Origin of the sequence: Seohaeicola sp. 4SK31 (assembly GCF_028802875.1) — a bacterium.
In the GTDB taxonomy this organism is placed as follows: domain Bacteria; phylum Pseudomonadota; class Alphaproteobacteria; order Rhodobacterales; family Rhodobacteraceae; genus Seohaeicola.
Genome location: NZ_JARAMP010000007.1, coordinates 119,929 through 145,064, shown reverse-complemented (window position 1 = coordinate 145,064; position 25,136 = coordinate 119,929). Strand labels below are relative to the sequence as shown.

General features: G+C 63.0%; 26 protein-coding genes. 6 read left to right on the top strand and 20 right to left on the bottom strand.

The genetic code is table 11. The features are described from left to right. Nucleotides 1-161 precede the first annotated feature (161 nt). Nucleotides 162-809, top strand: a complete 648-nt coding sequence (locus PVW27_RS08025; protein ID WP_274556673.1) for a hypothetical protein — start codon at nt 162-164, stop codon at nt 807-809. A 133-nt stretch (nt 810-942) separates the two neighbouring features. Here PVW27_RS08025 and rpsI read toward each other — a convergent pair whose 3' ends face one another. The 3 genes from rpsI to PVW27_RS08010 form a co-directional block, all read right to left on the bottom strand. Continuing rightward, nucleotides 943-1,431 (bottom strand): 30S ribosomal protein S9, encoded by a 489-nt coding sequence (rpsI, locus tag PVW27_RS08020; protein WP_274556672.1) that lies wholly within the window; start codon nt 1,429-1,431, stop codon nt 943-945. Between the two features lie 2 nt (nt 1,432-1,433). Continuing rightward, nucleotides 1,434-1,895 carry a 50S ribosomal protein L13 gene (rplM, locus tag PVW27_RS08015; protein WP_274556671.1) on the bottom strand — a complete coding sequence of 154 codons (462 nt, stop codon included), beginning with the start codon at nt 1,893-1,895 and terminating at the stop codon, nt 1,434-1,436. Between the two features lie 165 nt (nt 1,896-2,060). Further along, nucleotides 2,061-2,483 (bottom strand): PaaI family thioesterase, encoded by a 423-nt coding sequence (locus PVW27_RS08010; RefSeq protein WP_274556669.1) that lies wholly within the window; start codon nt 2,481-2,483, stop codon nt 2,061-2,063. Nucleotides 2,484-2,541: 58 nt separating this feature from the next. On the opposite strand from PVW27_RS08010, the gene PVW27_RS08005 reads away from it, so the two are divergent. From PVW27_RS08005 to gluQRS, 3 genes are all read left to right on the top strand, one after another. Next, complete coding sequence (locus PVW27_RS08005) at nt 2,542-3,327, top strand: enoyl-CoA hydratase (protein ID WP_274556667.1); 786 nt, start codon at nt 2,542-2,544, stop codon at nt 3,325-3,327. A 358-nt stretch (nt 3,328-3,685) separates the two neighbouring features. Then, nucleotides 3,686-5,044, top strand: a complete 1,359-nt coding sequence (gene trmFO / locus PVW27_RS08000) for a methylenetetrahydrofolate--tRNA-(uracil(54)-C(5))-methyltransferase (FADH(2)-oxidizing) TrmFO (RefSeq protein WP_274556666.1) — start codon at nt 3,686-3,688, stop codon at nt 5,042-5,044. 43 nt (nt 5,045-5,087) lie between these two features. Further along, nucleotides 5,088-5,954, top strand: coding sequence for a tRNA glutamyl-Q(34) synthetase GluQRS (gluQRS, locus tag PVW27_RS07995; protein WP_274556665.1), 867 nt, complete (start codon nt 5,088-5,090; stop codon nt 5,952-5,954). Nucleotides 5,955-5,997: 43 nt separating this feature from the next. Here gluQRS and hisI read toward each other — a convergent pair whose 3' ends face one another. Then, a complete protein-coding gene (hisI, locus tag PVW27_RS07990) occupies nt 5,998-6,378 on the bottom strand; it encodes a phosphoribosyl-AMP cyclohydrolase (RefSeq protein ID WP_274556663.1) in 381 nt (126 codons plus the stop codon). Between the two features lie 48 nt (nt 6,379-6,426). On the opposite strand from hisI, the gene PVW27_RS07985 reads away from it, so the two are divergent. Further along, a complete protein-coding gene (locus PVW27_RS07985; protein WP_274556662.1) occupies nt 6,427-6,879 on the top strand; it encodes an iron-sulfur cluster assembly scaffold protein in 453 nt (150 codons plus the stop codon). Between the two features lie 217 nt (nt 6,880-7,096). Here the strand turns inward: PVW27_RS07985 and PVW27_RS07980 are convergent, their stop codons facing one another. From PVW27_RS07980 to sciP, 5 genes are all read right to left on the bottom strand, one after another. Beyond that, nucleotides 7,097-7,219 carry a hypothetical protein gene (locus tag PVW27_RS07980; RefSeq protein WP_274556660.1) on the bottom strand — a complete coding sequence of 41 codons (123 nt, stop codon included), beginning with the start codon at nt 7,217-7,219 and terminating at the stop codon, nt 7,097-7,099. A gap of 127 nt (nt 7,220-7,346) precedes the next feature. Then, nucleotides 7,347-9,437 (bottom strand): ATP-dependent DNA helicase RecG, encoded by a 2,091-nt coding sequence (recG, locus tag PVW27_RS07975; RefSeq protein ID WP_274556658.1) that lies wholly within the window; start codon nt 9,435-9,437, stop codon nt 7,347-7,349. After that, entirely contained in the window at nt 9,434-11,551 is a 2,118-nt protein-coding gene (gene ligA / locus PVW27_RS07970; RefSeq protein ID WP_274556740.1) for an NAD-dependent DNA ligase LigA, read from the bottom strand. The genes recG and ligA overlap by 4 nt, the downstream gene beginning before the upstream one ends. Before the next feature lie 152 nt (nt 11,552-11,703). After that, a complete protein-coding gene (ctrA, locus tag PVW27_RS07965; protein WP_274556656.1) occupies nt 11,704-12,420 on the bottom strand; it encodes a response regulator transcription factor CtrA in 717 nt (238 codons plus the stop codon). Nucleotides 12,421-12,513: 93 nt separating this feature from the next. Next, entirely contained in the window at nt 12,514-12,792 is a 279-nt protein-coding gene (sciP, locus tag PVW27_RS07960) for a CtrA inhibitor SciP (RefSeq protein ID WP_274556655.1), read from the bottom strand. A gap of 163 nt (nt 12,793-12,955) precedes the next feature. On the opposite strand from sciP, the gene mnmA reads away from it, so the two are divergent. Beyond that, on the top strand, nt 12,956-14,098 hold the full coding sequence (gene mnmA / locus PVW27_RS07955; protein WP_274556739.1) for a tRNA 2-thiouridine(34) synthase MnmA: 1,143 nt from the start codon (nt 12,956-12,958) through the stop codon (nt 14,096-14,098). 57 nt (nt 14,099-14,155) lie between these two features. On the opposite strand, the gene lpxB is transcribed toward mnmA, so the two are convergent. From lpxB to uppS, 11 genes are all read right to left on the bottom strand, one after another. Then, nucleotides 14,156-15,316, bottom strand: a complete 1,161-nt coding sequence (gene lpxB, locus PVW27_RS07950; RefSeq protein WP_274556653.1) for a lipid-A-disaccharide synthase — start codon at nt 15,314-15,316, stop codon at nt 14,156-14,158. After that, the gene (locus PVW27_RS07945) at nt 15,313-16,200 is read right to left on the bottom strand and encodes an LpxI family protein (RefSeq protein WP_274556651.1); all 888 of its coding nucleotides are present in this window, start codon (nt 16,198-16,200) and stop codon (nt 15,313-15,315) included. The genes lpxB and PVW27_RS07945 overlap by 4 nt, the downstream gene beginning before the upstream one ends. Continuing rightward, the gene (lpxA, locus tag PVW27_RS07940) at nt 16,200-16,985 is read right to left on the bottom strand and encodes an acyl-ACP--UDP-N-acetylglucosamine O-acyltransferase (protein ID WP_274556649.1); all 786 of its coding nucleotides are present in this window, start codon (nt 16,983-16,985) and stop codon (nt 16,200-16,202) included. The genes PVW27_RS07945 and lpxA overlap by 1 nt, the downstream gene beginning before the upstream one ends. Nucleotides 16,986-16,988: 3 nt before the next feature. Beyond that, on the bottom strand, nt 16,989-17,453 hold the full coding sequence (gene fabZ / locus PVW27_RS07935; RefSeq protein ID WP_274556648.1) for a 3-hydroxyacyl-ACP dehydratase FabZ: 465 nt from the start codon (nt 17,451-17,453) through the stop codon (nt 16,989-16,991). Nucleotides 17,454-17,599: 146 nt separating this feature from the next. After that, nucleotides 17,600-18,241, bottom strand: a complete 642-nt coding sequence (locus PVW27_RS07930) for an OmpH family outer membrane protein (protein ID WP_274556646.1) — start codon at nt 18,239-18,241, stop codon at nt 17,600-17,602. Then, nucleotides 18,241-20,604: an outer membrane protein assembly factor BamA gene (bamA, locus tag PVW27_RS07925; RefSeq protein WP_432762065.1), complete on the bottom strand. Its 2,364-nt coding sequence runs from the start codon at nt 20,602-20,604 to the stop codon at nt 18,241-18,243. The genes PVW27_RS07930 and bamA overlap by 1 nt, the downstream gene beginning before the upstream one ends. A gap of 177 nt (nt 20,605-20,781) precedes the next feature. Continuing rightward, the gene (locus tag PVW27_RS07920; protein WP_274556644.1) at nt 20,782-20,913 is read right to left on the bottom strand and encodes a hypothetical protein; all 132 of its coding nucleotides are present in this window, start codon (nt 20,911-20,913) and stop codon (nt 20,782-20,784) included. 129 nt (nt 20,914-21,042) lie between these two features. Further along, a complete protein-coding gene (gene rseP, locus PVW27_RS07915) occupies nt 21,043-22,386 on the bottom strand; it encodes an RIP metalloprotease RseP (protein WP_274556643.1) in 1,344 nt (447 codons plus the stop codon). Nucleotides 22,387-22,422: 36 nt separating this feature from the next. Then, entirely contained in the window at nt 22,423-23,595 is a 1,173-nt protein-coding gene (gene dxr, locus PVW27_RS07910) for a 1-deoxy-D-xylulose-5-phosphate reductoisomerase (RefSeq protein WP_274556642.1), read from the bottom strand. Further along, complete coding sequence (locus PVW27_RS07905; RefSeq protein WP_338019943.1) at nt 23,595-24,437, bottom strand: phosphatidate cytidylyltransferase; 843 nt, start codon at nt 24,435-24,437, stop codon at nt 23,595-23,597. The genes dxr and PVW27_RS07905 overlap by 1 nt, the downstream gene beginning before the upstream one ends. Further along, on the bottom strand, nt 24,397-25,071 hold the full coding sequence (gene uppS / locus PVW27_RS07900) for a polyprenyl diphosphate synthase (RefSeq protein WP_274556736.1): 675 nt from the start codon (nt 25,069-25,071) through the stop codon (nt 24,397-24,399). Before uppS ends, PVW27_RS07905 begins: the two co-directional genes overlap by 41 nt. Between the last annotated feature and the right edge of the window lie 65 nt (nt 25,072-25,136).

Here is a 25,136-nt window from a genome sequence, read left to right as displayed (position 1 = left end):
TGCTGCACTGCCGCATAAGCCCGATTGACAAAGGACTGGCGCAAGCAGATAGAGCGACTCGATTGTTATATCATTACAGATACCGAGCCTGTGCATTCACGCAGAGCAAAACAAGCAAGACCATGACTCTCAACAAGAAAACCAGACTGAAGGGACATCCCATGAAAACAACGAAAATGATCGGCGCCGCTGCCGCCTTGCTGGCCCTGCCGGTCGCTGCACAGGCACAAGAGGTGAGCGTCGACGCAGGTATCGCCGCTTATTTCATCGTCGAAGGCGACAGCTTCGATTTCGACTCGAGCAATGGCGAAGGCTATGTTGCGCTGTCCTATGCCGGCATCACCGCGCAAATCTATGCCGAAAGCGTCTATGACGATCCGACCGCCGATTACCTGATGGAGCTGTCGCTGGGTTACGGCAATGAACTGGCCAGCGGCCTGTCCTATGACCTGACGCTGACCGGCTATTACATCGAAGATTCCTACGATGATTACTCGGTCACTCTGGGTCTGGGCTATGGGCTGACCGACGCGATCAGCATCGGCGGCGCGGTGGAATACTTCCCCGACTCCGAGATCACGGATGCCAGCGCCAGCGTTGAATACGCTTTCTCGGACGCGATCAGCGCCTATGTGCTGCTGGGCACCGTGGATGAAAGCGGCGCAGGCAGCTACAACTATGCCGAAGTCGGCGCGAGCTATGGCTTTGCAGAAGGTGCGGCCTTCTCGCTGCTCTATGAAGATGCAGACAACGCGGCCTCGACCGTGTCCTTCATCCTGTCTTACGATTTCAACGTGTTCGGCGGCTGAGCCCTCGGTCCAAGCGAACATTCCGGGCGGGTCCTTCGGGGCCCGCCTTTTTTCTTGTCGGGTCCCTGCCCTCAGCGCGCCAAAGAAAAAGGGCCACCCGAAGGCGGCCCTTTCCGTAAACCTGCAAGGCAGATCAGCGCTTGGAGAACTGGAAGCTCTTGCGCGCTTTGGCCTTGCCGTATTTCTTGCGTTCCACCACGCGGCTGTCGCGGGTCAGGAAGCCTGCCGCTTTCAGCGCGGCGCGCAGGCTGGGATCGTAGAGTTGCAGGGCCTTGGAGATGCCGTGCTTGACCGCACCGGCCTGACCGGACAGACCGCCGCCGGCCACAGTGGCCATGACGTCGAACTGGTCAACCACACCGGCCACGCTGAACGGCTGGCGCAGGATCATCTGCAGCACCGGACGCGCGAAATAGGCGGCCATTTCCTTGCCGTTCACCACGACCTTGCCGGAACCCGGCTTGATCCAGACACGGGCGACCGCGTCTTTCCGCTTGCCGGTCGCATAGGCGCGGCCCAGGGCGTCACGGACGGGTTCACGGGGGGCGGCAACCTCAACAGGGGCTGCGACGGCACCGGTGGCGGCGCCCAGCTCTTCGAGGGAATTGATTTGATCAGCCATCATTACACCCGCGTATTCTTGGAGTTCATGGATTTCACATCCAGCACCACAGGCGCTTGCGCCTCATGCGGATGTTCGGCACCTGCGTAGACGCGCAGGTTGGTCATGACCTGACGCGACAGCTTGTTGCCGGGAAGCATCCGCTTGATGGCGGCGGTCACGACACGCTCGGGATGTGCACCCTCAAGGATCTGCGCCGCGGTGCGGTGTTTGATCCCGCCGGGATGGCCGGTGTGCCAGTAGTATTTCTTGTCGGCGCGCTTGTTGCCGGTCATCTGCACCTTGTCGGCGTTGATGATGATCACGTTGTCACCCATGTCCATATGGGGCGTGAAGGACGGCTTGTGCTTGCCGCGCAGGCGCATGGCGACGATCGAAGCGAGACGGCCCAGAACAACGCCTTCGGCGTCGATCAGGATCCATTTCTTGTCGATATCCGCCGGAGTAGCAGAAAAGGTTTTCATTGCGGGGTTACCCTTGTTCAGTTCGGGACAGGACCCGGAACGGCCATGTCCAATGCGATTGCGGGGTTATATCCGCACGCAACGCATAGTCAAGCGCGGCCTGGGCGGATTATTTCAATAATAACAGTGACTTAAAAAATAGGTATCAGAATACCCCATCTTTTTTCAAGACCCTGGCGGGATCGAATAGGTCATCGAGGCCCGCGCGACCGGTTCCGCCATCCCTTCGGAGTACAGCAGCACATCCCCCACCGCCAGCACCCGCCCCAGTTTGAGCAGGCGACATTTGGCGATCAGGTCCACACCCGCGGCCGGTTTGCGCATGAAATCGAAACTGGCATTGGTGGTCACGGCCAGCGCCTTGGGGCCGATCATCGCCATGATCGCAAGGTAGATCGCCACATCCGCCAGCCCGAACATCGAGGGCCCCGAGACCGTGCCACCGGGGCGCAGATGCCGATCGCCCACGTTCAGGCGCATGGTGATCCCCATCGGGGCCACGTCCTCGACCGTGAAATCGGCGGCGACCTGCGGGAACACCTCCTTGATGAACTGCTCCAGATCCTCGCGCGTCATTTTCAACGCCATGCTTCCCTCCCTCTCTCATTATGTTCTAGACTTGGCCGGAACATCGCGGGAGGACAAGATGGCATTGCTGGAACGTAACGACACGGGCGCTGTGGCCCATCTGCGGATGAACGCGCCCGAGAAGTTGAACGCGCTGTCGGACGCCATGCTGGCGGCCTTGCAGACGGAGTTCGACGCACTGGCCGACGATCGCAGCATCCGCGCCATCGTCCTGTCCGGTGAGGGCAAAGCCTTCTGCGCGGGGCATGATCTGAAAGAAATGACCGCAGGACGGCAGGCCGAGGATGGGGGGGCGGCCTATTTCAAGGATCTGTTCGACCGCTGCGCGCGCATGATGATGTCGATCCAGCGTCTGCCCCAGCCCGTGATCGCCCAGGTCCACGGGATCGCCACGGCCGCCGGCTGTCAGCTTGTCGCCAGTTGCGACATGGCCGTCGCCGCCGAGGGCACGCGCTTTGGTGTGAATGGCGTCAATATCGGCCTGTTCTGCTCGACACCGATGGTGGCGCTGACCCGCAACGTGCCGCGCAAGCAGGCCTTCGAGATGCTGACCACCGGACAGTTCATTCCCGCCACGCGGGCCGAGGCGATCGGGCTGATCAACAAGGTCGTGCCCCCCGAAGATCTGGTGCGCGAGACCGCAACCCTTGCGGGCATGGTGGCCGACAAACTGGGGGCTGCGGTCAAGATCGGCAAGCAGGCCTTCTATACACAGATCGACATGCCGATTGCCCAAGCCTATGATTACACGGGCGATGTCATGGTGCAGAACATGCTTTACCGCGACACCGCCGAGGGAATCAGTGCCTTTCTGGACAAGCGCCACCCAGAGTGGAACCAGTAGCTCTGCACCGATTCCCTCTTGGTCCGGGGACTGGACTGGCAAAAGATCGCTCGCCTTGGGCGGCCTTTTGCCGAAATCGCCCCATATGCGGCAATTTGAGGTAAATGTTTCCCGATTGCAGCCCCGTCTTTTCCACATTTGCCACTAGGCTGCCGCAAATATCCCTGATAGTGATCTGGCATGCGATTTGCACAGTCGCATGCCTGAAACGGGTGTGGGTCACCTCCGGCAGTTTCCCTCCAGGTCAGCCTCTCTCTGACCGCCGAAACATGATACGGGTGACCCACTCGACCGCTCCGTTCCACAGCCCGTGATCCCTGCCCTTTTCAAAGCCTGTGACTTGGCCTAGATCAGCCCTATGGACAAAACCCTTCACATCATCGGCGGCGGCATGGCCGGATCAGAGGCAGCCTGGCAGGCTGCCAATATGGGTCTGCGCGTCGTCATCCACGAAATGCGCCCCAAGGTGGGCACCTTCGCCCATCGCACCGGCCATCTGGCCGAGATGGTCTGCTCGAATTCCTTCCGCTCGGATGACCATGAGCAGAACGCTGTGGGCTTGCTGCATTGGGAAATGCGCGCGGCCAATGGCCTGATCATGCAGATGGCACAGAAGCATCGTCTGCCGGCCGGGGGGGCGCTTGCCGTGGACCGCGATCCCTTTGCCGAATCCGTAACCGCCGCCCTGATGGCGCATCCGAATGTGACCGTGGAATATGGCGAAATCACCGCCCTGCCCGACAGCGGCCACTGGATCATCGCGACCGGCCCGCTGACCAGCGAAGGGCTGGGCCGCGCCATTGCCGCCGAAACCGGCACCGACGCGCTGGCCTTTTTCGACGCCATCGCCCCCATCGTCTATGCCGACAGCATCGACATGTCCGTGGCCTGGGAACAATCCCGCTATGACAAGGGCGAGACGGAGGCCGAACAAAAAGCCTATATCAACTGCCCGATGACCAAGGACGTGTATGAGGCCTTCATCGACGCGCTGCTGGCCGCCGACAAGACCGAGTTCCATGAGGGCGAAACGGCGGGCTATTTCGACGGGTGCCTGCCCATCGAGGTCATGGCCGAACGTGGCCGTGAAACGCTGCGTTTCGGCCCGATGAAGCCCGTGGGCCTGACCAACCCGCACCAGCCGGATGTGAAGCCCTATGCCGTGGTGCAGCTGCGCCGCGACAATGCACTGGGGACGCTCTACAATATCGTGGGATTCCAGACCAAGATGAAATACGGCGCGCAAACCGCTGTTTTCAAAATGATTCCAGGGTTGCAGGATGCCAGTTTCGCGCGTCTTGGCGGGATCCATCGCAACACCTTCATCAACTCGCCCACGCTTCTGGACGATCAGATGCGCCTGCGCTCGCGCCCACATATCCGCTTTGCCGGGCAGATCACCGGGGTCGAGGGCTATGTCGAAAGCGCCGCGATGGGCTTGCTGGCCGGACGCATGGCCGCAGCCGAGATCTTGGGCCAGCCGACAGTCACCCCGCCGCAGGACAGCGCCATGGGCGCGCTGATCCACCACATTACGGGTGGGGCCGAGGCCAAGACCTTTCAGCCGATGAACGTGAACTTCGGCCTGTTTCGCCCCGTTGAGGGTCTGAAACATGGTCGTCGCGGGCGCAAGGATCGCTACAAGGCCTATACAGACCGCGCCAAGGACGCGTGGCTGGCCTGGCTGGATCAATCCAGCGCCATGGCAGCGCAGTGATCCTCTTCATTCTTTGCATTGGAATTGCAGGGAAAGCCCTTGAATGACAACACAAGTTGTCACCAGATTTGCCCCTTCGCCGACTGGCCCACTGCATCTGGGCCATGCTTATGCGGCGATCGTGGCCCATGACATGGCCCGCGCCGTTGGTGGGCGATTCCTGCTCCGGATCGAGGATATCGACCAGAGCCGTGCGCGGCCGGAATGGGAAGCACAGATACACGATGATCTCCACTGGCTGGGCCTGACCTGGGATGGCCCCGTGATGCGCCAGTCGGACCGCCTGCCTGCCTATCGCGACGCGCTTGCCGTCCTGTGGCGGCGCGGATTGCTTTATCCCTGCTCCTGCACCCGCCGCGATATTCAGGACGCCTCATCCGCCCCGCAGGAAGGGGCCAGGCCGATCGGACCCGATGGCCCGGTCTACCCCGGCACATGTCGCCTAGTCCCCGATCCGGGAACACCGCTGCCCGACGCCGCGTTGCGCCTGAACATGGCGCGCGCGGTCGAGACGCTGGCCAGCCCCCTGCGTTTCATCGAAACCGGCGCCGGACCGGAAGGACAGAACGGGCTGCAAGCCATTGAACCGGAACACCTTGTCCAGCATGTCGGAGATGTGGTTCTGGCGCGTCGCGACATGGGCACTTCTTATCACATGGCCGTGGTCTGCGATGATGCCGCGCAGGGCGTGACCCATGTCACCCGTGGTGCCGACCTATTCGAGGCAACGCAGATCCATGTTTTGCTGCAACATCTGCTTGGGCTGCCGGTGCCGGTCTATCATCACCACCGTCTGATCCGTGACGCTGCCGGCAAGCGTCTGGCCAAGCGTGACGATGCGCGCGCGATCAGCACTTACCGCGCCGAAGGGCTGACGCCCTTGCAACTCCGCGCGCTCATCGGGCTCTGAGCCCTGACCTTCATCGTTCTTCAAATACTCAAAGAAGCCGGCATCAATCCGCGATCGGCTGCATCAATTCGACCTCGTCCCCGTCCCGCACCGCCGTGTAGAAACAGCTGCGCCGGTTGGTGTGGCAGGCGGGGCCAGTCTGGCGCACCCGCACCAACAGGCAATCGCGGTCACAATCGACGCGCAGGTCCACCAGTTCCTGCACATGGCCGCTGCTCTCGCCCTTGATCCAGAAGGATTGGCGCGACCTGCTCCAATAGGTCACGCGGCGGGTGTCGAGCGTTTGCACAACCGCGTCCGCGTTCATCCAGGCCATCATCAGCACCTCGCCGGTCGCATCGTCCTGTGCGATCACGGGGATCAGACCTGCGTCATTGTAGATCAGGCTGGCGGGATCAAATTTCATGACGAAAACCTTTTGCATCGGCGGCTTGCGGGCCTATTTAAGGGGAAGAGCCGGAAAGGGAAAGCCATGAGCGGCGAGACAGATCTGATCAAGCTTTACTCGGCCCGCATTCTGGCGCTGGCCGCAGACATGCCGCATACCACGCGGCTGAGCGCGCCGGATGCCACGGTCAAGCGGCGTTCACCGCTCTGCGGGTCAACGGTGACGGTGGATATCGTGATGCGCGATGGGCGCATCGCGGACTATGCTCAGGACGTCAAGGCCTGTGCGCTGGGTCAGGCGGCGGCGGCGGTTGTCGGGCGCGCTGTGATCGGCTGCACAAGGGCGCAGATCGACACGGCACTGTCTGAACTCAAGGCGATGTTGACGGCGGACGGCCCCACCCCATCTGCGCCCTTTGATGGTCTGGATGTGCTGCGGCCCGCACGGGATTACAAGAACCGTCACGCCTCGATCCTCCTGGCGCTTGAGGCAACGGCCGAAGCGATGGCCGAGGCGGATAAGGCGCGTTGCGCCTGACTCTCTGACTTAATGCTCTAGCGAAAAAAAACCGCCGCTCTTCCCAGTGGAAGGCGGCGGAAAGTAGCGTGTCCTGGTGTGTTCGGTGGAAGGCGTCATGGCCGGGGATGGCCATGGTGACAATGGAACAGGCAGTATCCGTCAGGCTTGCATCGGATTGGGACAGAGATGCAAGGCGCCACCGGACCAGGACCGCAGGCAGAAATCGGGCTCCCTCTCAGGAAAAATTGGGAAGATGCAGGCCGACGATCAAGATCACCATCAAGGCCATAGCCCCGATTGCATCCGACAGAAGCGTGTCGCGCGACCGCTGGATCGTTGTTTTGATCTGCTCAAGCATCGGTCTGTCCTTTCCCTCATCGTGTATCTGTATCTGTTGCTCCTTTGTTCTCATATTCGTTACGGTCTGTAAAGAACTTTATGAGAACATTTGAGAACAAAGTGGCATTACTTTAGGGGGTGGCAGACTAACCCACTGAAATCAGGCGAATGGCCCGATCCTGTTCCATCAGCCAGAGCAGCACGCGTGCGGCCTTGCCACGGGGGCTGGTCAAGGCCGGATCATCGGCCATCAGTTTGCGCGCATCGCTTTGCGCCACGGCCATCAAGGCGGCCTGACGCTCCAGATCGGCGACCCGGAAGCGCGGCAACCCAGACTGCGCGGTGCCGATCAGGTCGCCTGCGCCGCGCATTTCCAGATCGGTTTCGCTGATGCGGAAACCGTCCTCTGTGTCGCGCAGCGTGGTCAGGCGCCGCTCCGCCGTCTCGGATAGCGGCGCCCGGTAGAGCAGCAGACAGGTAGAGGCACCTGCCCCACGGCCGACGCGTCCGCGCAACTGGTGCAACTGGGCCAGTCCGAAGATCTCGGCCTGTTCGATCACCATGATCGTGGCATTGGGCACGTTCACCCCGACCTCGATCACGGTGGTAGCGACCAGAACGGCGGTCTTGCCCGCCTGAAACGCCGCCATGGCCGCGTCTTTTTCGGGGGCGGGCATCTGTCCGTGGACCAGCCCCACATTGCCTTCCCCCAGAACGGCGCGCAGGTGCTTGAACCGTTCCTCGGCTGCGGTCATGTCGACGGACTCGCTCTCCTCGACAAGGGGACAAACCCAATAGGCCTGGCGGCCGTCCAGAATGGCGCGGCGCAGATGATTGATCACCTCTTCCATCCGGCCCGCTGACACCATGGCCGTCTTGATCGGCTGGCGTCCGGGCGGTTTCTCATCCAGCACCGAGACATCCATGTCGCCATATTGCGCCAGCGCCAGCGACCGGGGGATTGGTGTCGCCGTCATCACCAGAACATCGGCCTGCGCGCCCTTCTGCCCCAGTTCCAACCGCTGACGCACACCAAAGCGGTGCTGTTCATCGACAACGGCCAGCCGCAGGTCTGCGAATTCCACATCCTTCTGGAACACCGCATGGGTGCCCAGCAGGATCTGGATATCGCCCCGCGCCAAAGCGTCCAGCTTGGCGCGCCGTTCGGCCCCCTTGTCGCGACCGGTCAGGATCTCCAGCACGACGCCCGCATTTTCGGCCATGGGCCGAAGGCTTTCCAGATGCTGCCGGGCCAGAATTTCGGTTGGGGCCATCATCACGCCCTGCCCGCCTGCCTCGACCGCGATCAGCAGCGACAGGAAGGCGACCAAAGTCTTGCCCGCGCCCACATCGCCCTGCAGCAGCCGGTTCATCCGCAAAGGGGCGGCCATGTCGCGGGCGATCTCCTCGATCGCCCGCATTTGCGCGCCGGTCGGCGTATAGGGCAGCGCCGCCATCACGCGGGCTTGCAGACGGCCGGTTCCATGGCTTTCACGCCCTTTGGTGCGGCGCAGCGTGGCGCGGGCCAGTGCGAGCGTGATCTGATGGGCCATCATCTCGTCATAGGCAAGCCTCTCGCGGGCCGGGGCGGTCGCCGCCAGATCCTCGGGGCGCGCGGGGGAATGGGCCTGTCGCACCGCATCGGCCCAGTCAGGCCACCCCGCCCGCCGCTTCTGTTCGGGGTCGATCCACTCGCTCAGGACCGGCAGCCGGGTCAGCGCGGCCTGCGCAGCCTTGAACATCTGCTTTTGGCTGACGCCCGCGGTCAGCGGATAGACCGGTTCAAAAGGCGGAATCTCTCCGGCCTCTTCGGGTCGCAGCATGTGTTCGGGATGGACCATCTGGGCGATCCCGTCGAACAGTTCGACACGTCCCGACACCACGCGGCGCTGGCCGGTGGGCAGTTGTTTCTGCAGATAGTCGCCTCTCGCGTGGAAGAAAACGAGTTGAAAGGTGGTGGCCGCATCCTCGACCACGATCCGGTAGGCACCGCCCTTGGTGCGTGGCGGGTTGTGTTTGCCGATCACCACCTCGACCGTTACGACCTGAGGCAAGACCGCATCGCGGACCGAGGCGCGGCGCGACCTGTCCACGCCGGAATGCGGCAGCGTGAAGATCAGATCGCGTGGCCGCGTGATCTGGATCTGCTCCAGAAGTTGCGCCGTTTTCGGCCCCACGCCCTCCAGCGTTTCGATCCCCGCGAAAAGCGGAAAAAGGGCTTCGGGCCGCCCGCTCATGCCGCGCCGATCAGGGTCAGCCAGCCATCCTCGTCCAGCGTCTCGATCCCCAGTTCGGCGGCCTTCTTGGCCTTGGACCCGGCACCGGGCCCCGCCACCAGAATATCGGTCTTGGCACTGACCGAGCCTGCGACCTTGGCCCCCAAGGCTTCGGCCCTGGCCTTGGCTTCGGCCCGCGTCATCTTTTCCAGCGTTCCGGTGAACACGATGGTCTTGCCCGCCACAGGGCTGCCCTCGGCGGCGATGCGGCGCGCCTCGCCCACGCGCAGATGCGAGACGAGACGGTCGATACTCTGCCGTTCGGCGTCCTGCGCGAAGGCGGTGACAAGCGCGCGGGCCATGACCGGGCCGACCCCGTCAATCGACATCAGGTCATTCCAGTCCGCCCCGTCCAGAGAGGCCGCCCCGTCCATCGCCGTCACGAAACTGTCCCATGTGCCGTAATGCGAGGCGATCAGGTTCGAGGCCGCCTCGCCGACATGCCGGATGCCAAGGGCGAACAACAGCCTGCCGAAGGGGATGTCGCGCTTGTCTTCGATCGCCTGGAACAGATTGGTCGCGCTTCTTTCCCCCCAGCCTTCGCGGTTCTTCAACCGCGACAGGTTACCCTCGTCCCGTTCACGCAATGTGAAGATGTCGGCAGGTTCGCGGATCGGCAGCTGATCGTCGTGATAGAACATCTCGACCTGTTTCGCGCCCAGACCTTCGATGTCGAAGGCCCCGCGGCTGACGAAATGTTTCAGTTTTTCAACCGCTTGCGCAGGGCAGATCATCCCGCCGCTGCAGCGGCGGACGGCGTCGCCCTCCTCGCGGATGGCGTCCGATCCACATTCGGGGCAATGATCCGGAAAAACGAAAGGCACCGCGCCCTCGGGGCGTTGCGACAGGTCCACATCCGCGATCTTGGGAATCACATCGCCCGCGCGATAGACCTGCACCCAATCCCCCACGCGGATGTCCTTGCCCTCGCGGATCGGGTTGCCGCGCGCGTCGCGACCGGCGATGTAATCCTCGTTATGCAGCGTGGCGTTCGACACGACCACGCCGCCCACGGTGACCGGCAGTAGGCGCGCCACAGGAGACAGCGCCCCGGTCCGGCCGACCTGGATGTCGATCCCCTCAAGACGCGTCCAGGCAAGTTCGGCGGGAAATTTATGCGCGATGGCCCAGCGGGGCGTGGTCGAGCGGAACCCAAGCCGTGCCTGCAGCGCCAGATCGTTGACCTTGTAGACGACCCCGTCGATGTCATAGCCCAAGGTCGCGCGTTGCGACTCGATCTGGCGGTAATGCGCCAGCATCTCTTCGGGGCCATTGCACAGGCGCGTCAGGTCATTGGTGACGAAACCCAAATCCGCCAGCCGTTCGATCGCCCCCATCTGCGTCGTCGCCAAAGGCGCGGACAGCGCGCCCCAGCCATAGGCAAAAAAGCGCAGCGGCCGGGCGCGGGTGATCGCGGCGTCGAGCTGGCGCAGCGATCCGGCCGCGGCATTGCGCGGATTGGCAAAGGTCTTGCCGCCCGTTTCGGCCTGCCGGGCGTTGAGCGCCGCGAAATCCGCGTGGCTCATATAGACCTCACCGCGCACTTCAAGAAGGTCAGGGGCGCCGCTCAGACGGGTGGGAATATCGGCAATGGTGCGGGCGTTCTCGGTGACATTCTCGCCCACCTCGCCATCGCCGCGGGTGGCGGCCTGCACCAGATGGCCATCCTCATAGCGCAGCGACAGGCTCAACCCGTCGATCTTGGGTTCGGCCGTATAGGTCAGATCGGCGCTGCCCAGGTTCAGGTATTTGCGGATATACTCGTCAAACTCGGCAATCTCCTCATCCTCGAAGGCATTGCCCAGCGACAGCATCCGCACCGCATGGGTGATCTTGCCGAAGCCGTCAGCCAAACGTGCGCCGACCTGCTCGCTGGGACTGTCGGCGCGCTTGAGATCGGGAAAGAGCGATTCGATCCGCGCATTGCGTTGCCTGAGGCTGTCATAGTCCGCATCCGAGATCTCGGGTGCGTCCTTCTGGTGATAGGCAATATTCGCAGCCTCGATCAGGCGGGCCAGACGCGCCAGTTCGGCGCGGGCCTCGGACAGGGTCAGATCTTCTGGCGCGCGCGACATGGCGGCCTCTGTCGCGGTGTTCTGCATCCTGTCCGTCACCACAGCCCCCTTGTCACCCGGCGCTTGTTTCGTGCCAAAGTGATAAGGGGGCTTGGGATCAAGGTCCAGTCCGTGAGTGGTGCAAGACCCTGTCTTTCGATGACGTCAACCCGTCACGCCCCGATCGCCAGGCGGTGACCATCAAGGCTGGCAGGATCAGGGTCGCGCAGCACATAGCCCCGGCCCCAGACCGTTTCGATGTAATTGTCCCCACCCGTGGCCGTGGCCAGTTTCTTGCGCAGCTTGCAGATGAAGACGTCGATGATCTTCAACTCGGGCTCGTCCATGCCGCCATAGAGATGGTTCAGGAACATCTCCTTGGTGAGGGTCGTGCCCTTGCGCAGGCTGAGCAGTTCCAGCATCTGATACTCCTTGCCGGTCAGATGCACCCCCTTGCCCAGCACATCGACGGTCTTGGCATCCAGATTGACGTTGATCTTGCCGGTCCGGATCACCGACTGCGAATGTCCCTTGGACCTGCGGATGATCGCGTGAATGCGCGCCACCAGTTCTTCGCGGTGAAAGGGCTTGGTCAGATAGTCATCCGCGCCAAAGCCGAAGCCCTTGATCTTGTTGTCGGTGTCATCGGCCCCCGACAGGATCAGGATCGGGGTTTCGACCCGGGCCAGGCGGAGCTGGCGCAACACCTCATGTCCGTGCATGTCGGGCAGGCCAAGATCAAGCAAGATCAGGTCATAGTCATAGAGCTTGGCCAGATCGATCCCCTCCTCTCCCAGATCCGTCGTGTAGACGTTCAGATTGGCATGGGTCAGCATCATTTCGATGCTTTTGGATGTCGTAGGGTCGTCTTCAACCAGCAGCACTCGCATGAACACACTCCATCAGGGGATACGATATTCACCTACCCTGACCAAAAATAGTTAATCCACCGTTACCCGAGACCTTGAAACTATCACTACAGCTCATGGTTGTCGATACTTTTGCACCGCCGTCGCTCTGAGTGCGGCGACGCCATGATCGCGGATGGCCCGCAGCCAGCCATCGAATTCATCATCGCTCAATCCGTATCGTTCCAGCGCTTCGGCGCGAGAGATCAGTCCATGCAGCACCGCGCGCACCACGGCCGCCTTGCGACTGGCCACCCAGCGGGTGGTGTCAGCCGGAGGCAGATCGGCGCGTGTCATCACCGAGCCGTCAGGCAGTGTCACGGCCCGCGGCCCATCCACCTTTTTCAGAAACATGCCTTTTATCCTTTCCATTTGCCGCAGATTGGGCAAGCGCGCTTAACAGCCGGTGAAACAGGGGGTTGAGAGTATCTAGGATTTTCCTATATTCCCGTGGAGTTTCCGGGGCCGCATAGAGGCCCCGCCGCTCTCAACCGCTCCCCTGACCAAGGAGGCCATGATGGCCCTCGACACCGATCACCCGCTGAATTCGCTGGGCTTTGCCAAGCCGCCCTCGCAGACGCGTGTGGTCGTGGCGATGTCGGGCGGCGTGGACAGTTCGGTGGTGGCCGCGCAACTGGCCGAGGAAGGCTATGACGTGGTGGGCGTGACGCTGCAGCTTTACGATCATGGCGCGGCGCTGGCCAAGAAGGGTGCCTGCTGCGCCGGGCTGGATATCCATGACGCGCGGCGCGTGGCGGAAACCATGGGATTCCCGCATTATGTTCTGGATTACGAGAACGTTTTCAAGGATGCGGTGATCGACGAATTCGCCGACAGCTATCTGGCGGGGGCGACCCCGGTGCCCTGCATCCGCTGCAACGAGCGGGTGAAGTTCAAGGACCTGCTGGAAACCGCACGCGATCTTGAGGCGGATTGCATGGCCACGGGGCATTACATCCAGCGCAAGCTGGGGGCGATGGGACCCGAGTTGCACGCAGCGGCGGATGCGGCGCGGGATCAGAGCTATTTCCTGTTCTCGACCACGGCGGAACAACTGGATTACCTGCGCTTTCCGCTGGGGCATCTGACCTCCAAGGCGGAAACGCGGGCATTGGCTGCGCGATATGGCCTGCCGGTGGCGGATAAGCCCGACAGTCAGGATATCTGCTTCGTGCCCAATGGCAACTATGCCGCGGTGATCGAGAAGCTGCGCCCCGGCGCCGCGGAACCCGGCGAGATCGTCGATGTCGAAGGCCGCGTTCTGGGCACGCATAAGGGCGTGATCCATTATACGATCGGGCAACGGCGCGGGCTTGGGATCGGGGGGCTTGAAGACCCGCTGTATGTGGTCAAGCTGGACGTCGATACCAAGCGCGTGATCGTCGGGCCGAAAGACATGCTCTCGACTCGGGTCGTGCCCCTGCGCGAGATCAACTGGCTGGGCGATGCGCCCTTCGACAGTGCGGATGAATGGCATGTGGCGGTCAAGGTCCGCTCGACGCGCCCCCCGCGCGAGGCGGTGATCCGGCCATTGTCGCCGACCACGGCCACGGTCGAACTGCTGACACCCGAGGAAGGCGTGTCACCGGGGCAGGCTTGCGTGTTCTATGATCCGGGCAGCAGCCGGGTTCTGGGTGGCGGCTGGATCTGGAAAGGCTGAAGGCCGCGATTGGGGCGGCGTTGCCATGAGTATTTTTGGCAAGATGAAGGCCGAGTGTCAGGTGCTTGCGGGCAGGTGTTCAAGTATCGCCTGAGCGGCCCGCAGCCCCGGTGGCGGGCCACCTGCGCCCAAGCGTTCCATGGTCAGACGCATCGCCTCTTGCTGTAGGTCGGGACTGCGCATCACGTCTTTCAGGGCGGCGGCAATCGTCTCGGGCGTGCAATTGCGGCCCAGACATTCCGGCACGGCGCGGGTGTCCGACACCAGATTGACCAGCGTCACCGTCTCGATCTTCAGCATCCGCCCGATAAGGACGCGGCTGATCGGGTTCATGTCATAGGCGATGACCATAGGCGTGGCAGTGGCGGCCAGTTCCAGCGAGACAGTGCCGGAGGCGGCCAAAGCAAGGTCAGCGGCGCGGAACGCGGCCCGTTTTTCAGCATGATAGGCGATTGGGTTCATGCTGTGCGGATCAAGGATGATCGGCGCGCCGGGCCAGCTGGCCGTCAGATCCCGGACCAGTGCCGTGACATTAGGGGTGGTCGGCACCACGATCCGCAGGTCGGGCTGCGCCTGCATCACCTGCGCCAATGCCGCGCCGAAACGGGGGGCCAGCCGCGACACCTCGCCTCGCCGCGACCCAGGGAGCGCCAGCAAGAGCGGCGCCTCACCGATGCCGTGGTGTGCGCGGAAAGCCTGCGCTTCAGCCTCGCTTGCCAGCGGTTCAGCCACGACCGGGTGGCCGACGAAATCGCAGTCCATCCCGGCGGCCTGCATATAGGGTGGCTCGAAAGGCAGAAGCGCCAGCACATGATCAACCACGCGGGCCATCTTGGCGGCGCGCCCTGGCCGCCAGGCCCAGACGGAAGGCGCCACATAGTGCACGATGCGGATATTGCTTTGCGCCTTGACCAGTTTCGCGACACGCAGGCAGAAATCCGGGCTGTCGATGGTAACCAGCACATCGGGCTTTGCGGCCAGCACGGCTTGGGCTGTCTGCGCGATCCTGCGTTTCAGGTGAAAATACTTGGGCAGCACCTCGGCCAAGCCCATGATGCTCAACTCATCCATCGGGAACAGGCTCTCCATCCCCTCGGCCTGCATCAAGGGGCCGCCGACACCGGAAAAGACAGGGTTTGTCAGTTGCTTGAGGCCCGTCATCAATGCAGCCCCCAGCTTGTCACCAGAGGATTCGCCCGCGATCAGAAAGACCTTCATGGGCGGCGCACCCAAAGAAAGAGGCCGCGTTCGTCAAGGATTCGCAGCACCGAAGGCAGGTCAAGGACGAAGACGCCTCCCGCCTCGATCACGATCCCGTCGAGGCCGGCATCCGCCGCGCGCATTGCGGTGCCGGGGCCGATGGTCGGAAGATCCACGCGGCGGTCCTGCGCGGGTTTAGGGGCCTTGCAGAGGATCGCGTCATTGTGGTCTGTCGTCTCGCGTCCGCCCAGCCAATCAAGGGCGGTTGTCGCGGCGTCGGTGATCGCCGTAAATCCCCATGTCAGCGGGTCGGGGTCACTGCTGCCGGTGCCGCCCTTGGCCAGTTGCGCCAACATCGCATCGGTGCCATCCGCGCCTTCGCGGGCCAGCACATCACCGCGCCGGATCACGCAGGCCTGGCCGGTATCACTACGGCCCATCTCGGCAATCGTGGCCATGCCCAGACGGGCGGCGGACTCATGCTCTGGTTCCGGTTGCGCGCGGGTGGGGATGCCTTCAGGCAGCAGCAGATCGGGACAGATCTCATGCGCGGCGCGGATAGTGAAGCCCGCCTCCTCGAACAGCGCGATCACCACGCGCAGCGCGCCATCGTCGCCCTGCCCCAGCGCCTGCATCATCCGCGGCACCAAGGGCATGGTGGCCGTGTCGATCAGCGCGGGGTCCAGCTTTGGCCGGCCAATCGCGCCCGCCATGCAGATTTCTGTCACGCCGCGTGATCTCAGATCGGCGATGAACGATCCCAGCCGTTCAACGCGAAAGGTGAGATCGGGGGTCAGGTGGTCCGGGGGAAAGCCTTCAAGCGCCGCGACCAGCACAGGTGCGCCATGGCGGGCCACCACATGACCCGGCAATTGCCCCCGTCCTGCGATCAGCGCCAGCATCAGCCCGGCGTCAGAAAGGACCGGTCCGACCCGGCAGTGACGAAATCGACGATCTGGCGGACATAGTCCGACTGCGTCTCTTCGCCCAGACGGCGGGCACGATCCTGAAACGCGCCCTCGCCCTGCGCCAGCATCTGGAAGGCGGCCCGCAGCGCGGTGATGTCGGCACGCGGCACGCCACGCCGCTTGAGCCCCACAAGGTTCAGCCCGTCCAGCACCCCGCGCGGAGCCTGCACCAGACCGTAGGGGATCACATCATTGGTGACCATCGTGACCGCCCCGATGATGGCTCCCTGCCCGATGCGCACCCATTGATGCACGCCCGACAACCCGCCGATGATAACGTCATCGGCGATAATGCAATGCCCGGCCAAGGCCGCGTTGTTGACCACGATCACCCGGTTGCCGATCTGCACGTCATGGGCCACATGGCAGCCCGCCATGAACAGCCCGTCATCGCCCACGCGGGTGATGCCGCCGCCGCCTTCGGTGCCGGTATTCATGGTGACATGTTCGCGGATGCGGTTGCGCGCACCGATCACCAGACGCGTGTCTTCGCCCTTGAACTTGAGGTCCTGCGGAATGCCGCCAATCACGGCGAAGGGATGGATCTCGGTCGCCTCGCCCACCTCGGTCCGGCCGGTGACCACGACATGGCTGTGCAGATGCACGCGATCGGCCAGACGGACCTGCGGGCCGACATGGCAGAAGGGACCGATCATGACATCCGCGCCGATCTGGGCGCCGTCCTCGATGATGGCAGAGGGATGGATCCAGCTGGGCATGGGTTACTCCTTGGGCAGGTCCATCATGGCGGTGAACTCGCATTCTGCCGCCATTTCACCCTCCACCTCGGCCACGCCCTTGAAGCGCCAGACCTTGCCGCCGGGCTTGCCGCGCAGGGTGGTGATCGTCATGCGCAACACATCGCCGGGCACCACCTTGCGGCGGAACTTGCAGCCGTCGATGGCCATGAAATAGACCAGCAATTCCTTGTCGGCCATGTCCAGCGCCACACCCACCATGACAGCCGCTGTCTGGGCCATGGCCTCCACGATGGTGACGCCCGGCATGATCGGGTTGCCAGGGAAATGGCCCTGAAAATGCGGCTCGTTCATGGTGACATTCTTGATACCCACAGCCGAGGCGGTGCCGTCGATATCGACCACCTTGTCCACCAGCAGGAAAGGATAGCGATGCGGCAATATCCGCTGGATCATGAGGATATCGGCGCTCTTCAAAGGCTCTGTCATCTGCCCCCCTGTCTGGCCCGGGCCACGTCCGGGTCTGTTTCACCGGACATGGTCGGGGCCAGTTGCGGCCCGCAGCCCTGCCCGGCCGTCATCGTGTCGTGTCTGTCAGTAACAATTCGCCCCCGCAGGGGCAAGCATATCGGCGGTCAGTCCTGTGGTGTGGCGGGAGCATCCGGCGTGGCGGGACGGGCCGGGCTGTCCGGTGACAGGTCCTGCGGCATGGCCTCACCGGTGCCATCTCCGATATTCGCATTGATCCGGCGGATGGCCTCTTCGGTCACGTCGATCGCCGCACGGCTCATCACGACGCTGCGCGGGTCGATGATCACCACGGCGCCGGCATCGACCATCATCTGTTCCAGCACCGGACGGGCCGCTTCGATAAACTGGCGCTGCGCCTCTTCGGTGCGCAGTCCGAGCGCGCGTGCCTTTGCGGTCTGCTCGTTGCGGATGCGCTGGACCTTGGTGTCGAAGGTATCGGCCAGCGCCCGGAAGGCGTCCGCGCTCATCGCCGGGCGCCGCGCGGTCAGGTCCTTCTCTTCGGCTTCAAGCTCGGCCTCGATGCGGCGGTTCTCGGCTTCCAGAAGGCTGCCATCCGCCTGCAACTCGGCCTCGATCCTCTGCCCGAATGCGGACACGGCAAACATGCGGTCCTGATCCAGCGAAAGCACCGGGCTGCGGATCAACTGGTTATCCTGTGCCGTCACAGGCGCAGGCGTTGCCGCCAGCGCCAACAGCACCAGCAGGGCGGCCAGCCCGCCGCGTGCGGACAGGCCACAACGCGACATCAGAACCGCGTCGAAACGGTCAGGTTGAAGGTCTGCTCGTCGTCGAAATCTTCCTTCTCCAGCGCCTTCGAGAAGTTGAAACGCAACGGACCCACGACCGAGTCCCAGAAGATGGACACGCCGATCACATGGCGCAGGGAGAAATCTTCATAAAGCACATTGGCGTTGGACAGATCCAGATCCCAGACCGAGCCGACATCATAGAAGACGCCGCCGCGGATACCGTATTCCTCTGGCAGGCCCAGCGGGAACTCGGCCTCGATCTTGGCGACGGCATAGACATTGCCGCCAAGCGCGTCATTATAGGCCGCCCCCGAACTGTCGGTGCCCACTTCGCGCGGACCGATGCCATCGGGCGCGAAACCGCGCATGATCGAGCCACCGATCAGGTAACGATCCGTCACGCGGCTGGTGCCGGAGGAAAAGTTGAGCATCCCCCCCTCGATCGAGGCGCGCAAGGTAATCTCGTCGTTCAGGATCGTGGTCTGTGCCTGCGCCTTGGCCGTGGTCTTGATATAGGTGCTGTCCCCGCCCAGACCCGCGAATTCCTGCCCGAACTGCAGCAGGAAGCCGGTATCGGGATCAAGCCCGGTGCGGCGGTTGTCGAAACTGTAAGTATATCCGACAGCGGAACTCCAGAGTTGCCCCTGTTCCTCCTCGGCATCCAGAAGCGTGCCTGTGAAGGCATAGTTGCTGATCTCGACGCTTTCGGCCTTGTAGAAGGCGCGCAGACGCCCCGACTCGCTGATCGGGAAGGTCAGACCCGGGCTGAAGCGGGCGATGGCGGTGTCGTAATCCGCAAACGAGTTGTTGGTCTCGCGGTAGCCCAGTTCCAGATCCAGCGCCAGATCACGGCCCAGAAGCGCGGGCTCGGTGAAACGGATCTCATAGGCCTGATTCTCCTCGGCCCCCGAAAAGGTCAGTTCCAGACGCTGACCACGCCCAAGGAAATTGCTTTCGCTGAAGCTGGCGATCAGCGAGAAGCCCCCGTTGGTGCCATATGCGCCGCCGAAGGACAGGCTGCCGGTCGGTTGTTCTTCGACATCCACATCGACGATCACCTGATCGGGCGTGGATCCCTCGCGGGCGTTCACACGGGCGTCGCTGAAAAAGCCCAGGGCGCGGATACGCTCGGCGCTTTCGCGGATCTCGCGCGGGTTGAAGGGATCGCCCTCGACCACCCGGAACTGACGGCGGACCACACGGTCCAACGTTGTGGCATTGCCCTCGATGTCGATCCGTTCGACGAAGATCCGCGGGCCGCGCACCAGCGCGAATTCCACATCCAGCGTCAGATCGCGATCGTTCCGCACGATGCGCGGCTCGACCCGCACGAAGTTCAGCCCCTTCTGGATCGCCAGACGCTCCAGCCGGGCGATATTGTTCTCGACCGTCATGGGAGAGTAGACGCTGCCGTCGCGGATCGTCAGGGCCGCTGCGAATTCATCGGGATTCACATCGGTCAGATCCGATGTTGTGGTCACCGTGCCAAAGCGGAACTGCTGTCCCTCCTCGACATTGAAGGTGATGAAGAAACCATCGCGTTCGCGCGAAAGCTGAGTATTCACGGCGGTCGTGCGGAAATCGACATAGCCGCGCGAGAAATAGAAGTCCTGAAGGACCTGCTTGTCGAATTCGATGCGGTCCGCCACGAAGGTGTCGCGCTGGATCAAGGCCCGCAGAAGACCGGCCTGTTTGGTTTCCAGCACGCGGCGCAGGCGCGCATCCGAAAAGACCCGGTTGCCGACGAAACCGATACGCTCGATTTCGACGATGCCGCCTTCGAAAATCTCGAACACCAGATCGACGCGATTGTCGCTGCGCCGGATGATGCGCGGGTTCACGGTCGCGGCCAGTCGCCCCGCCTGCGAATAGACATCAGCGATGGCGGCGGCGTCACGCTCGGCCGTGGACGGGTTGAACACGCGGCGCGATTGCGACTGGATCACGGTTTCCAGCGCCTCGGTCTTGAGGCGCCGGTTCCCTTCGATGCTGATCTGGTTAATGGTCGGGAATTCCGTCACGCTGATCACCAGCGTGCCGCCCCGTGGCTCAAGCGAGACTTCTTCGAACAGGCCGCTGCCCAGAATGCGCTGATAGGCGTCGTTCAACTCGGCGGCCGACACCGTCTGACCCCGCGCGATCCCGGCATAACTCAGGATTGTGCCCGCTTCGATCCGCTGGTTGCCATCGACCTGCACCGTATTGAAACTGTAGGACTGGGCCTGCGCCAGATCGGCCTGCATCACCGCGCCGAAGGACAGACCGGCCAGCACCAGCGGCGCCACCCATCCCGTCAACCTGGCTTTGCCGGTTTTGTGCCTGTTGCGGACGCGGCGCCGCTCTCCCATGTGATTGGTCATCGGTCAACCCAGTCATGCTTTGTTGTTGATACCGTCACTATCGGCATTGTGACCCGTTGTCAAAAGCCCATGCACGGAAAAACGGATCGCCCGCAGCATATGATGCGGGCGTGCCATAAATGGACAGCAAATGGTTGTGTTTCGGCACCTTTCCCGCCGCGCGGGATCAAGCGCGCGTCAGGGGAACAACAGCGGCAATGACGCGCCTGCGGTCAATGCCAGCAGGATGGTCGCCAGATAAAGCAGGCGGTCCCAGTTCAGGGAAAGCATCAGGCCAAGGCCGCGGGCACTGTTCTGGATGGTCTGCATCTGTCTGACTCTCGCAATCCGATACGGATACGATGATGCCTATCGGCAAATTATGGCCGATTTTTGACCGACAGCCTGCTTCATCGCAAATGACACGATACGCCCGCGGAATGCGGGCGCGGAATGCCGTCACGGGCAGAAGATATCGTTGCCCAAGGCAAAGACCATCAGCGACAGGATCAGTGTCAGGCCGATCCCCATGAGCACGCGCAACACCTTGTCGCTGGGCGGTTTACCGGCCACCGCCTCATAGGCGTAAAAGACCAGATGTCCGCCATCCAGAACAGGAATGGGAAACAGGTTCAGCAGGCCTACCGCTGTGGACAGAACGGCGATGAAATAGATGAAATTCACCGTGCCCTGACTGGCCATCGCGCCCGAGACTTCGGCGATCCCGATGGGGCCGGACATGTTGCAGGTGCTGATCGCGCCTGTGATCATGTGATACAGGCCCGAGATCGAGCCGACGATGATCTCCCACATGCTCGAGACGCCGTTTACCAACGCCTCGACCAGGCCGGGAGACTCGGTCATGGGGTCAAAGAACAGACCGCCGATGATCCCGATACGCCAGTTTGTCTCGAACCCGCCACCCGCTTGCGGTTCGTCCACGCGGCGCGGCGTCAGGGTGAATTGCAGCGCTTGCCCGTCGCGCAGAACGTCCAGTTGCAACGGCGCGCCTTCGGCGGCCATGACCTTCTCACGCAATTCGCGGAATGCATGGATCGGATCGCCATCCACCGCCACGATCACATCATCGGCGCGCAGATCAATGGCAATGGCTGCGGATTGCGGGGCCAGCTGCGTGATGACGGGCGGCATGGGATGCGGGCCCTGCACCGTGACCTCTTGCCCGTCCCGTAACACCTGATATTCCAGCAAAGGAACAGCAGGCAGGCTGTCGGTCAGGGCGCCGAACCCCGCCTCGCTCATCTGCGGCAGGGTCTGCCCGTCGATGGCCAGGATCACATCGCCCGGCATCACCTCATGCGCGACGGCAACGGGGCGCAACTCACCAACCGTCAGAGGCTCGACCGCGACACCGCGCGTCAAGCCGATGGCGGTAAAGACCACGATCGCCAGCACGAAATTGAAGATCGGCCCCGCCGCCACCGTCGCCGTGCGCGCCCAGAGCGGGGCACCGCTCATGGTGCTGCGGCGTTCGGCGGGCGTCATCTCGCGGATCGCCTCGCCATCCACACCGGCCGAGGCCGCATCCGCATCACCACGGAACTTCACGAACCCGCCAAAGGGCAGAAGCGCCACCTGCCATTTGGTGCCCCGCTTGTCATGGCTCGCATAGATCACCGGGCCGAAGCCAAGCGAAAAGACATCCGCATGGATTCCCGACCAGCGGCCCACGATATAATGGCCGTATTCATGCACCGCCACGATGACCGACAAAGCCACGACAAAGGCCGCAAGGGTCATGGCAAGACTGCCGAACTGGGGAAGAAGCGATGCAATATCCAAGTCTTGTCCTGCTTTCGTTAGGTAAGGCGCGGTGATTCAGCGCGCGCGGGCCGGCATGGCCTCATCGGCCCGTATCCTTGCCAGATGGTCCACATGGGCCACGGTATCAAGAGTAATCTCGGCATCAATGAGGCTGCTTTCGGATGACATCCGCGTCAGCACCTCTTCGACGACAGCCGCCATATCCAGAAAACCGATGCGTCCGGCGATGAAGGCATCCAGCGCGCGCTCTTTTGCGGCGTTGAACACTGCCCCTGCCAGACCACCGCGCCGCATCACCTCGCCCGCCAGACTCAACGCGGGATAGCGGGCCGGATCAGGGGTGCGGAAGTTCAGCGTGCCGATGGCCGCAAGGTCCAGACGCGCCACGGGCAGGTCCCGCCGTTCGGGCCAGTGCAGCGCATATCCGATGGCATGGCGCATGTCCGAGGCCCCGACATGCGCCATCAAGGCCCCGTCCCGGAACCCGACCAGCGCATGCACAAGGGATTCAGGGTGCAGGATCACTTCGATCTGGTCGGGGGAAACGCCGAAAAACTCTTTGGTTTCTATGACTTCCAGCGCCTTGTTGAACATGGATGCGGAATCGATCGTGATCCTTTGACCCATATCCCAGTTGGGGTGGCACGAGGCTTCGGCCAATGTGGCGCGTGCCAGCTGTTCGATCGGCCAGTCACGGAAGGCCCCGCCGCTGGCCGTGATGATGATCCTCTCGACCGCCGCCAGATCCTCTCCGACCAGCGCCTGAAAGATCGCGGAATGTTCGCTGTCCACGGGCAGGATGCGTGCATCGTGCTTCGCCGCCGTCGCCATCAGCAAGGGGCCTGCCGTCACCAGCGATTCCTTGTTCGCCAGCGCCAGTGTCGCCCCCTGTTTCAGCGCCTCCATCCCGGGGGCCAGCCCCGCCGCGCCCACGATGGCCGACATGGTCCAGTCCGCCGGACGGGCCGCGGCCTCGATCAGGGCCGCTTTCCCGGCTGCGGCCTGCACCCCAGAACCCGCCAAAGCCTCGCGCAATTCACCCAGAAGGTCGTCATGGGCCGTGACCGCCAGTTCCGCACCCAGACGCCGGGCATCAGCGGCCAGTTGCGCGACATTGCGCCCGCCTGTCAGCGCCACGACCTGATACTCCGCAGGTGCGCGGGCAATCAGATCGAGGGTGTTCTGCCCGATCGATCCCGTTGCGCCAAAGACCGTGACACGTTTCATCACTGGGCGGGCACCTGTCCGTAAAGCAACATCACCACCAGTGCCAGAAGCGCCGCGCCGATCAGCCCGTCAAAGCGGTCCAGAACGCCGCCATGACCAGGGATCAGGCGCGAGCTGTCTTTCACGCCCATTTTCCGCTTGATGGCGCTTTCCGCGATATCCCCCATCTGCGAGGCGAAAGACGTGGCCATGCTGATCAGGATAAGCGTAGCACCCGCCCCGGTGATCGGCATGAAGGCCGCCCCCAGCGCCCCTGCCCCGATCCAGCCCGCGATGGTGCCGGACCATGTCTTCTTGGGGCTGACCGCAGGCCAGAACTTTGGCCCGCCGATCATACGCCCCGCGAAATAGCCCGCGACATCCGTGATGACCACGACCAGCACCAGCCAGATCAGCCATGTCAGGCCGTCGTCGCGATCACGCAGGGTGACAAGGGCATAGGCGGCCAGCAGGATCACCGGCGCATAAAGCGCATAGATCACACGATGGCGCGCCAGCAGAACGATCCCCGCGGCCAGCGGCGTCAGCAGCGCCAGCACGTCCAGAGTTGAGGGGGCCATGATCGCGATCAGCACCGCCAACCCGGACAAGGCGCCCAGACCGCGCGCCAAGGACTCGGCACCGGGGGTCAGCATCCGCACCAATTCCCAGATCATGAGGCCGCAGACCAGCACGATCAGTGCCAGAAACCATGGCCCGCCCAGCCAGATCTCGCCTGCGCCGACGACGATCATGAAGAGCGACGACAGGGTGCGCGTCTTGAGATCATCCCATTTGGACGGTGCCGTGGTCATCGCCGCCTCACGCTCTGACTGCGCCGTAACGCCGGTCGCGCGTGCCATATGCCTGCACAAGCCGGGCGAATTCGTCGCGGCTGAAATCAGGCCAGAGCGTATCGACAAACTCGTATTCCGCATAGGCCGATTGCCAGAGCAGGAAGTTCGAGATCCGCGCCTCGCCACTGGTGCGGATCACCAGATCGGGATCGGGCAGCACGCAGGTATCCAGATACTTTGGCAGCGTTTCCTCATCCACGTCCTTGGGGTTGAGACGTCCCAGCGCCACGTCCTGCGCCAGCCGTTTGGTGGCGCGGGCCACCTCGTCGCGGCCGCCATAGTTCAGCGCGATGGTCAGATGCACCCTGTCATTCTGCGAGGTGATGAGTTCCAGCTCGTCCATCAGCGAGACCAGCTTGGTGTCCAGCCGCACCCGGTCACCGATAAAACGCACCCGCACACCCTCGTCACGCAGCTGTCGTGCTTCACGGGTGATGTAGCGGCGAAAAAGGCTCATCAGCCCGGCCACTTCGACCTGCGTCCGCTTCCAGTTCTCGGTCGAGAAGGCGAAGATCGTCAGGTATTTCACCCCAAGGTCAGGGCAGGCTTCGACGATCTCGCGGACGCGCTTGGCCCCGGCATGATGCCCGAACAGGCGCGGGCGCCCCCGCATCGTGGCCCAGCGGCCATTGCCGTCCATGATGATGGCCACGTGGCAGGGTCCAGACCGCACAGCGCCGCACGGCTGGGGGTCGCCATCGGCAT

What these genes read in the sequence shown, in the direction of transcription:
- PVW27_RS08010 (WP_274556669.1), bottom strand. Translation starts at nt 2,483, where the DNA reads ATGGCGTTGAAAATGACGCGCGAGGATCTGGAGCAGTTCATCAAGGAG.
- PVW27_RS07930 (WP_274556646.1), bottom strand. Translation starts at nt 18,241, where the DNA reads ATGTCGCGTTGTGGCCTGTCCGCACGCGGCGGGCTGGCCGCCCTGCTG.
- mnmA (WP_274556739.1), top strand. Translation starts at nt 12,956, where the DNA reads ATGGCCCTCGACACCGATCACCCGCTGAATTCGCTGGGCTTTGCCAAG.
- fabZ (WP_274556648.1), bottom strand. Translation starts at nt 17,453, where the DNA reads ATGACAGAGCCTTTGAAGAGCGCCGATATCCTCATGATCCAGCGGATA.
- sciP (WP_274556655.1), bottom strand. Translation starts at nt 12,792, where the DNA reads ATGTTTCTGAAAAAGGTGGATGGGCCGCGGGCCGTGACACTGCCTGAC.
- PVW27_RS08025 (WP_274556673.1), top strand. Translation starts at nt 162, where the DNA reads ATGAAAACAACGAAAATGATCGGCGCCGCTGCCGCCTTGCTGGCCCTG.
- rpsI (WP_274556672.1), bottom strand. Translation starts at nt 1,431, where the DNA reads ATGGCTGATCAAATCAATTCCCTCGAAGAGCTGGGCGCCGCCACCGGT.
- bamA (WP_432762065.1), bottom strand. Translation starts at nt 20,604, where the DNA reads ATGACCAATCACATGGGAGAGCGGCGCCGCGTCCGCAACAGGCACAAA.
- dxr (WP_274556642.1), bottom strand. Translation starts at nt 23,595, where the DNA reads ATGAAACGTGTCACGGTCTTTGGCGCAACGGGATCGATCGGGCAGAAC.
- ligA (WP_274556740.1), bottom strand. Translation starts at nt 11,551, where the DNA reads ATGTCGCGCGCGCCAGAAGATCTGACCCTGTCCGAGGCCCGCGCCGAA.
- PVW27_RS07985 (WP_274556662.1), top strand. Translation starts at nt 6,427, where the DNA reads ATGAGCGGCGAGACAGATCTGATCAAGCTTTACTCGGCCCGCATTCTG.
- PVW27_RS07945 (WP_274556651.1), bottom strand. Translation starts at nt 16,200, where the DNA reads ATGCTGGCGCTGATCGCAGGACGGGGGCAATTGCCGGGTCATGTGGTG.
- lpxB (WP_274556653.1), bottom strand. Translation starts at nt 15,316, where the DNA reads ATGAAGGTCTTTCTGATCGCGGGCGAATCCTCTGGTGACAAGCTGGGG.
- PVW27_RS07920 (WP_274556644.1), bottom strand. Translation starts at nt 20,913, where the DNA reads ATGCAGACCATCCAGAACAGTGCCCGCGGCCTTGGCCTGATGCTTTCC.
- lpxA (WP_274556649.1), bottom strand. Translation starts at nt 16,985, where the DNA reads ATGCCCAGCTGGATCCATCCCTCTGCCATCATCGAGGACGGCGCCCAG.
- PVW27_RS08005 (WP_274556667.1), top strand. Translation starts at nt 2,542, where the DNA reads ATGGCATTGCTGGAACGTAACGACACGGGCGCTGTGGCCCATCTGCGG.
- uppS (WP_274556736.1), bottom strand. Translation starts at nt 25,071, where the DNA reads ATGGACGGCAATGGCCGCTGGGCCACGATGCGGGGGCGCCCGCGCCTG.
- trmFO (WP_274556666.1), top strand. Translation starts at nt 3,686, where the DNA reads ATGGACAAAACCCTTCACATCATCGGCGGCGGCATGGCCGGATCAGAG.
- recG (WP_274556658.1), bottom strand. Translation starts at nt 9,437, where the DNA reads ATGAGCGGGCGGCCCGAAGCCCTTTTTCCGCTTTTCGCGGGGATCGAA.
- gluQRS (WP_274556665.1), top strand. Translation starts at nt 5,088, where the DNA reads ATGACAACACAAGTTGTCACCAGATTTGCCCCTTCGCCGACTGGCCCA.
- PVW27_RS07980 (WP_274556660.1), bottom strand. Translation starts at nt 7,219, where the DNA reads ATGCTTGAGCAGATCAAAACAACGATCCAGCGGTCGCGCGACACGCTT.
- PVW27_RS07905 (WP_338019943.1), bottom strand. Translation starts at nt 24,437, where the DNA reads ATGGCACGCGCGACCGGCGTTACGGCGCAGTCAGAGCGTGAGGCGGCG.
- hisI (WP_274556663.1), bottom strand. Translation starts at nt 6,378, where the DNA reads ATGCAAAAGGTTTTCGTCATGAAATTTGATCCCGCCAGCCTGATCTAC.
- rplM (WP_274556671.1), bottom strand. Translation starts at nt 1,895, where the DNA reads ATGAAAACCTTTTCTGCTACTCCGGCGGATATCGACAAGAAATGGATC.
- ctrA (WP_274556656.1), bottom strand. Translation starts at nt 12,420, where the DNA reads ATGCGAGTGCTGCTGGTTGAAGACGACCCTACGACATCCAAAAGCATC.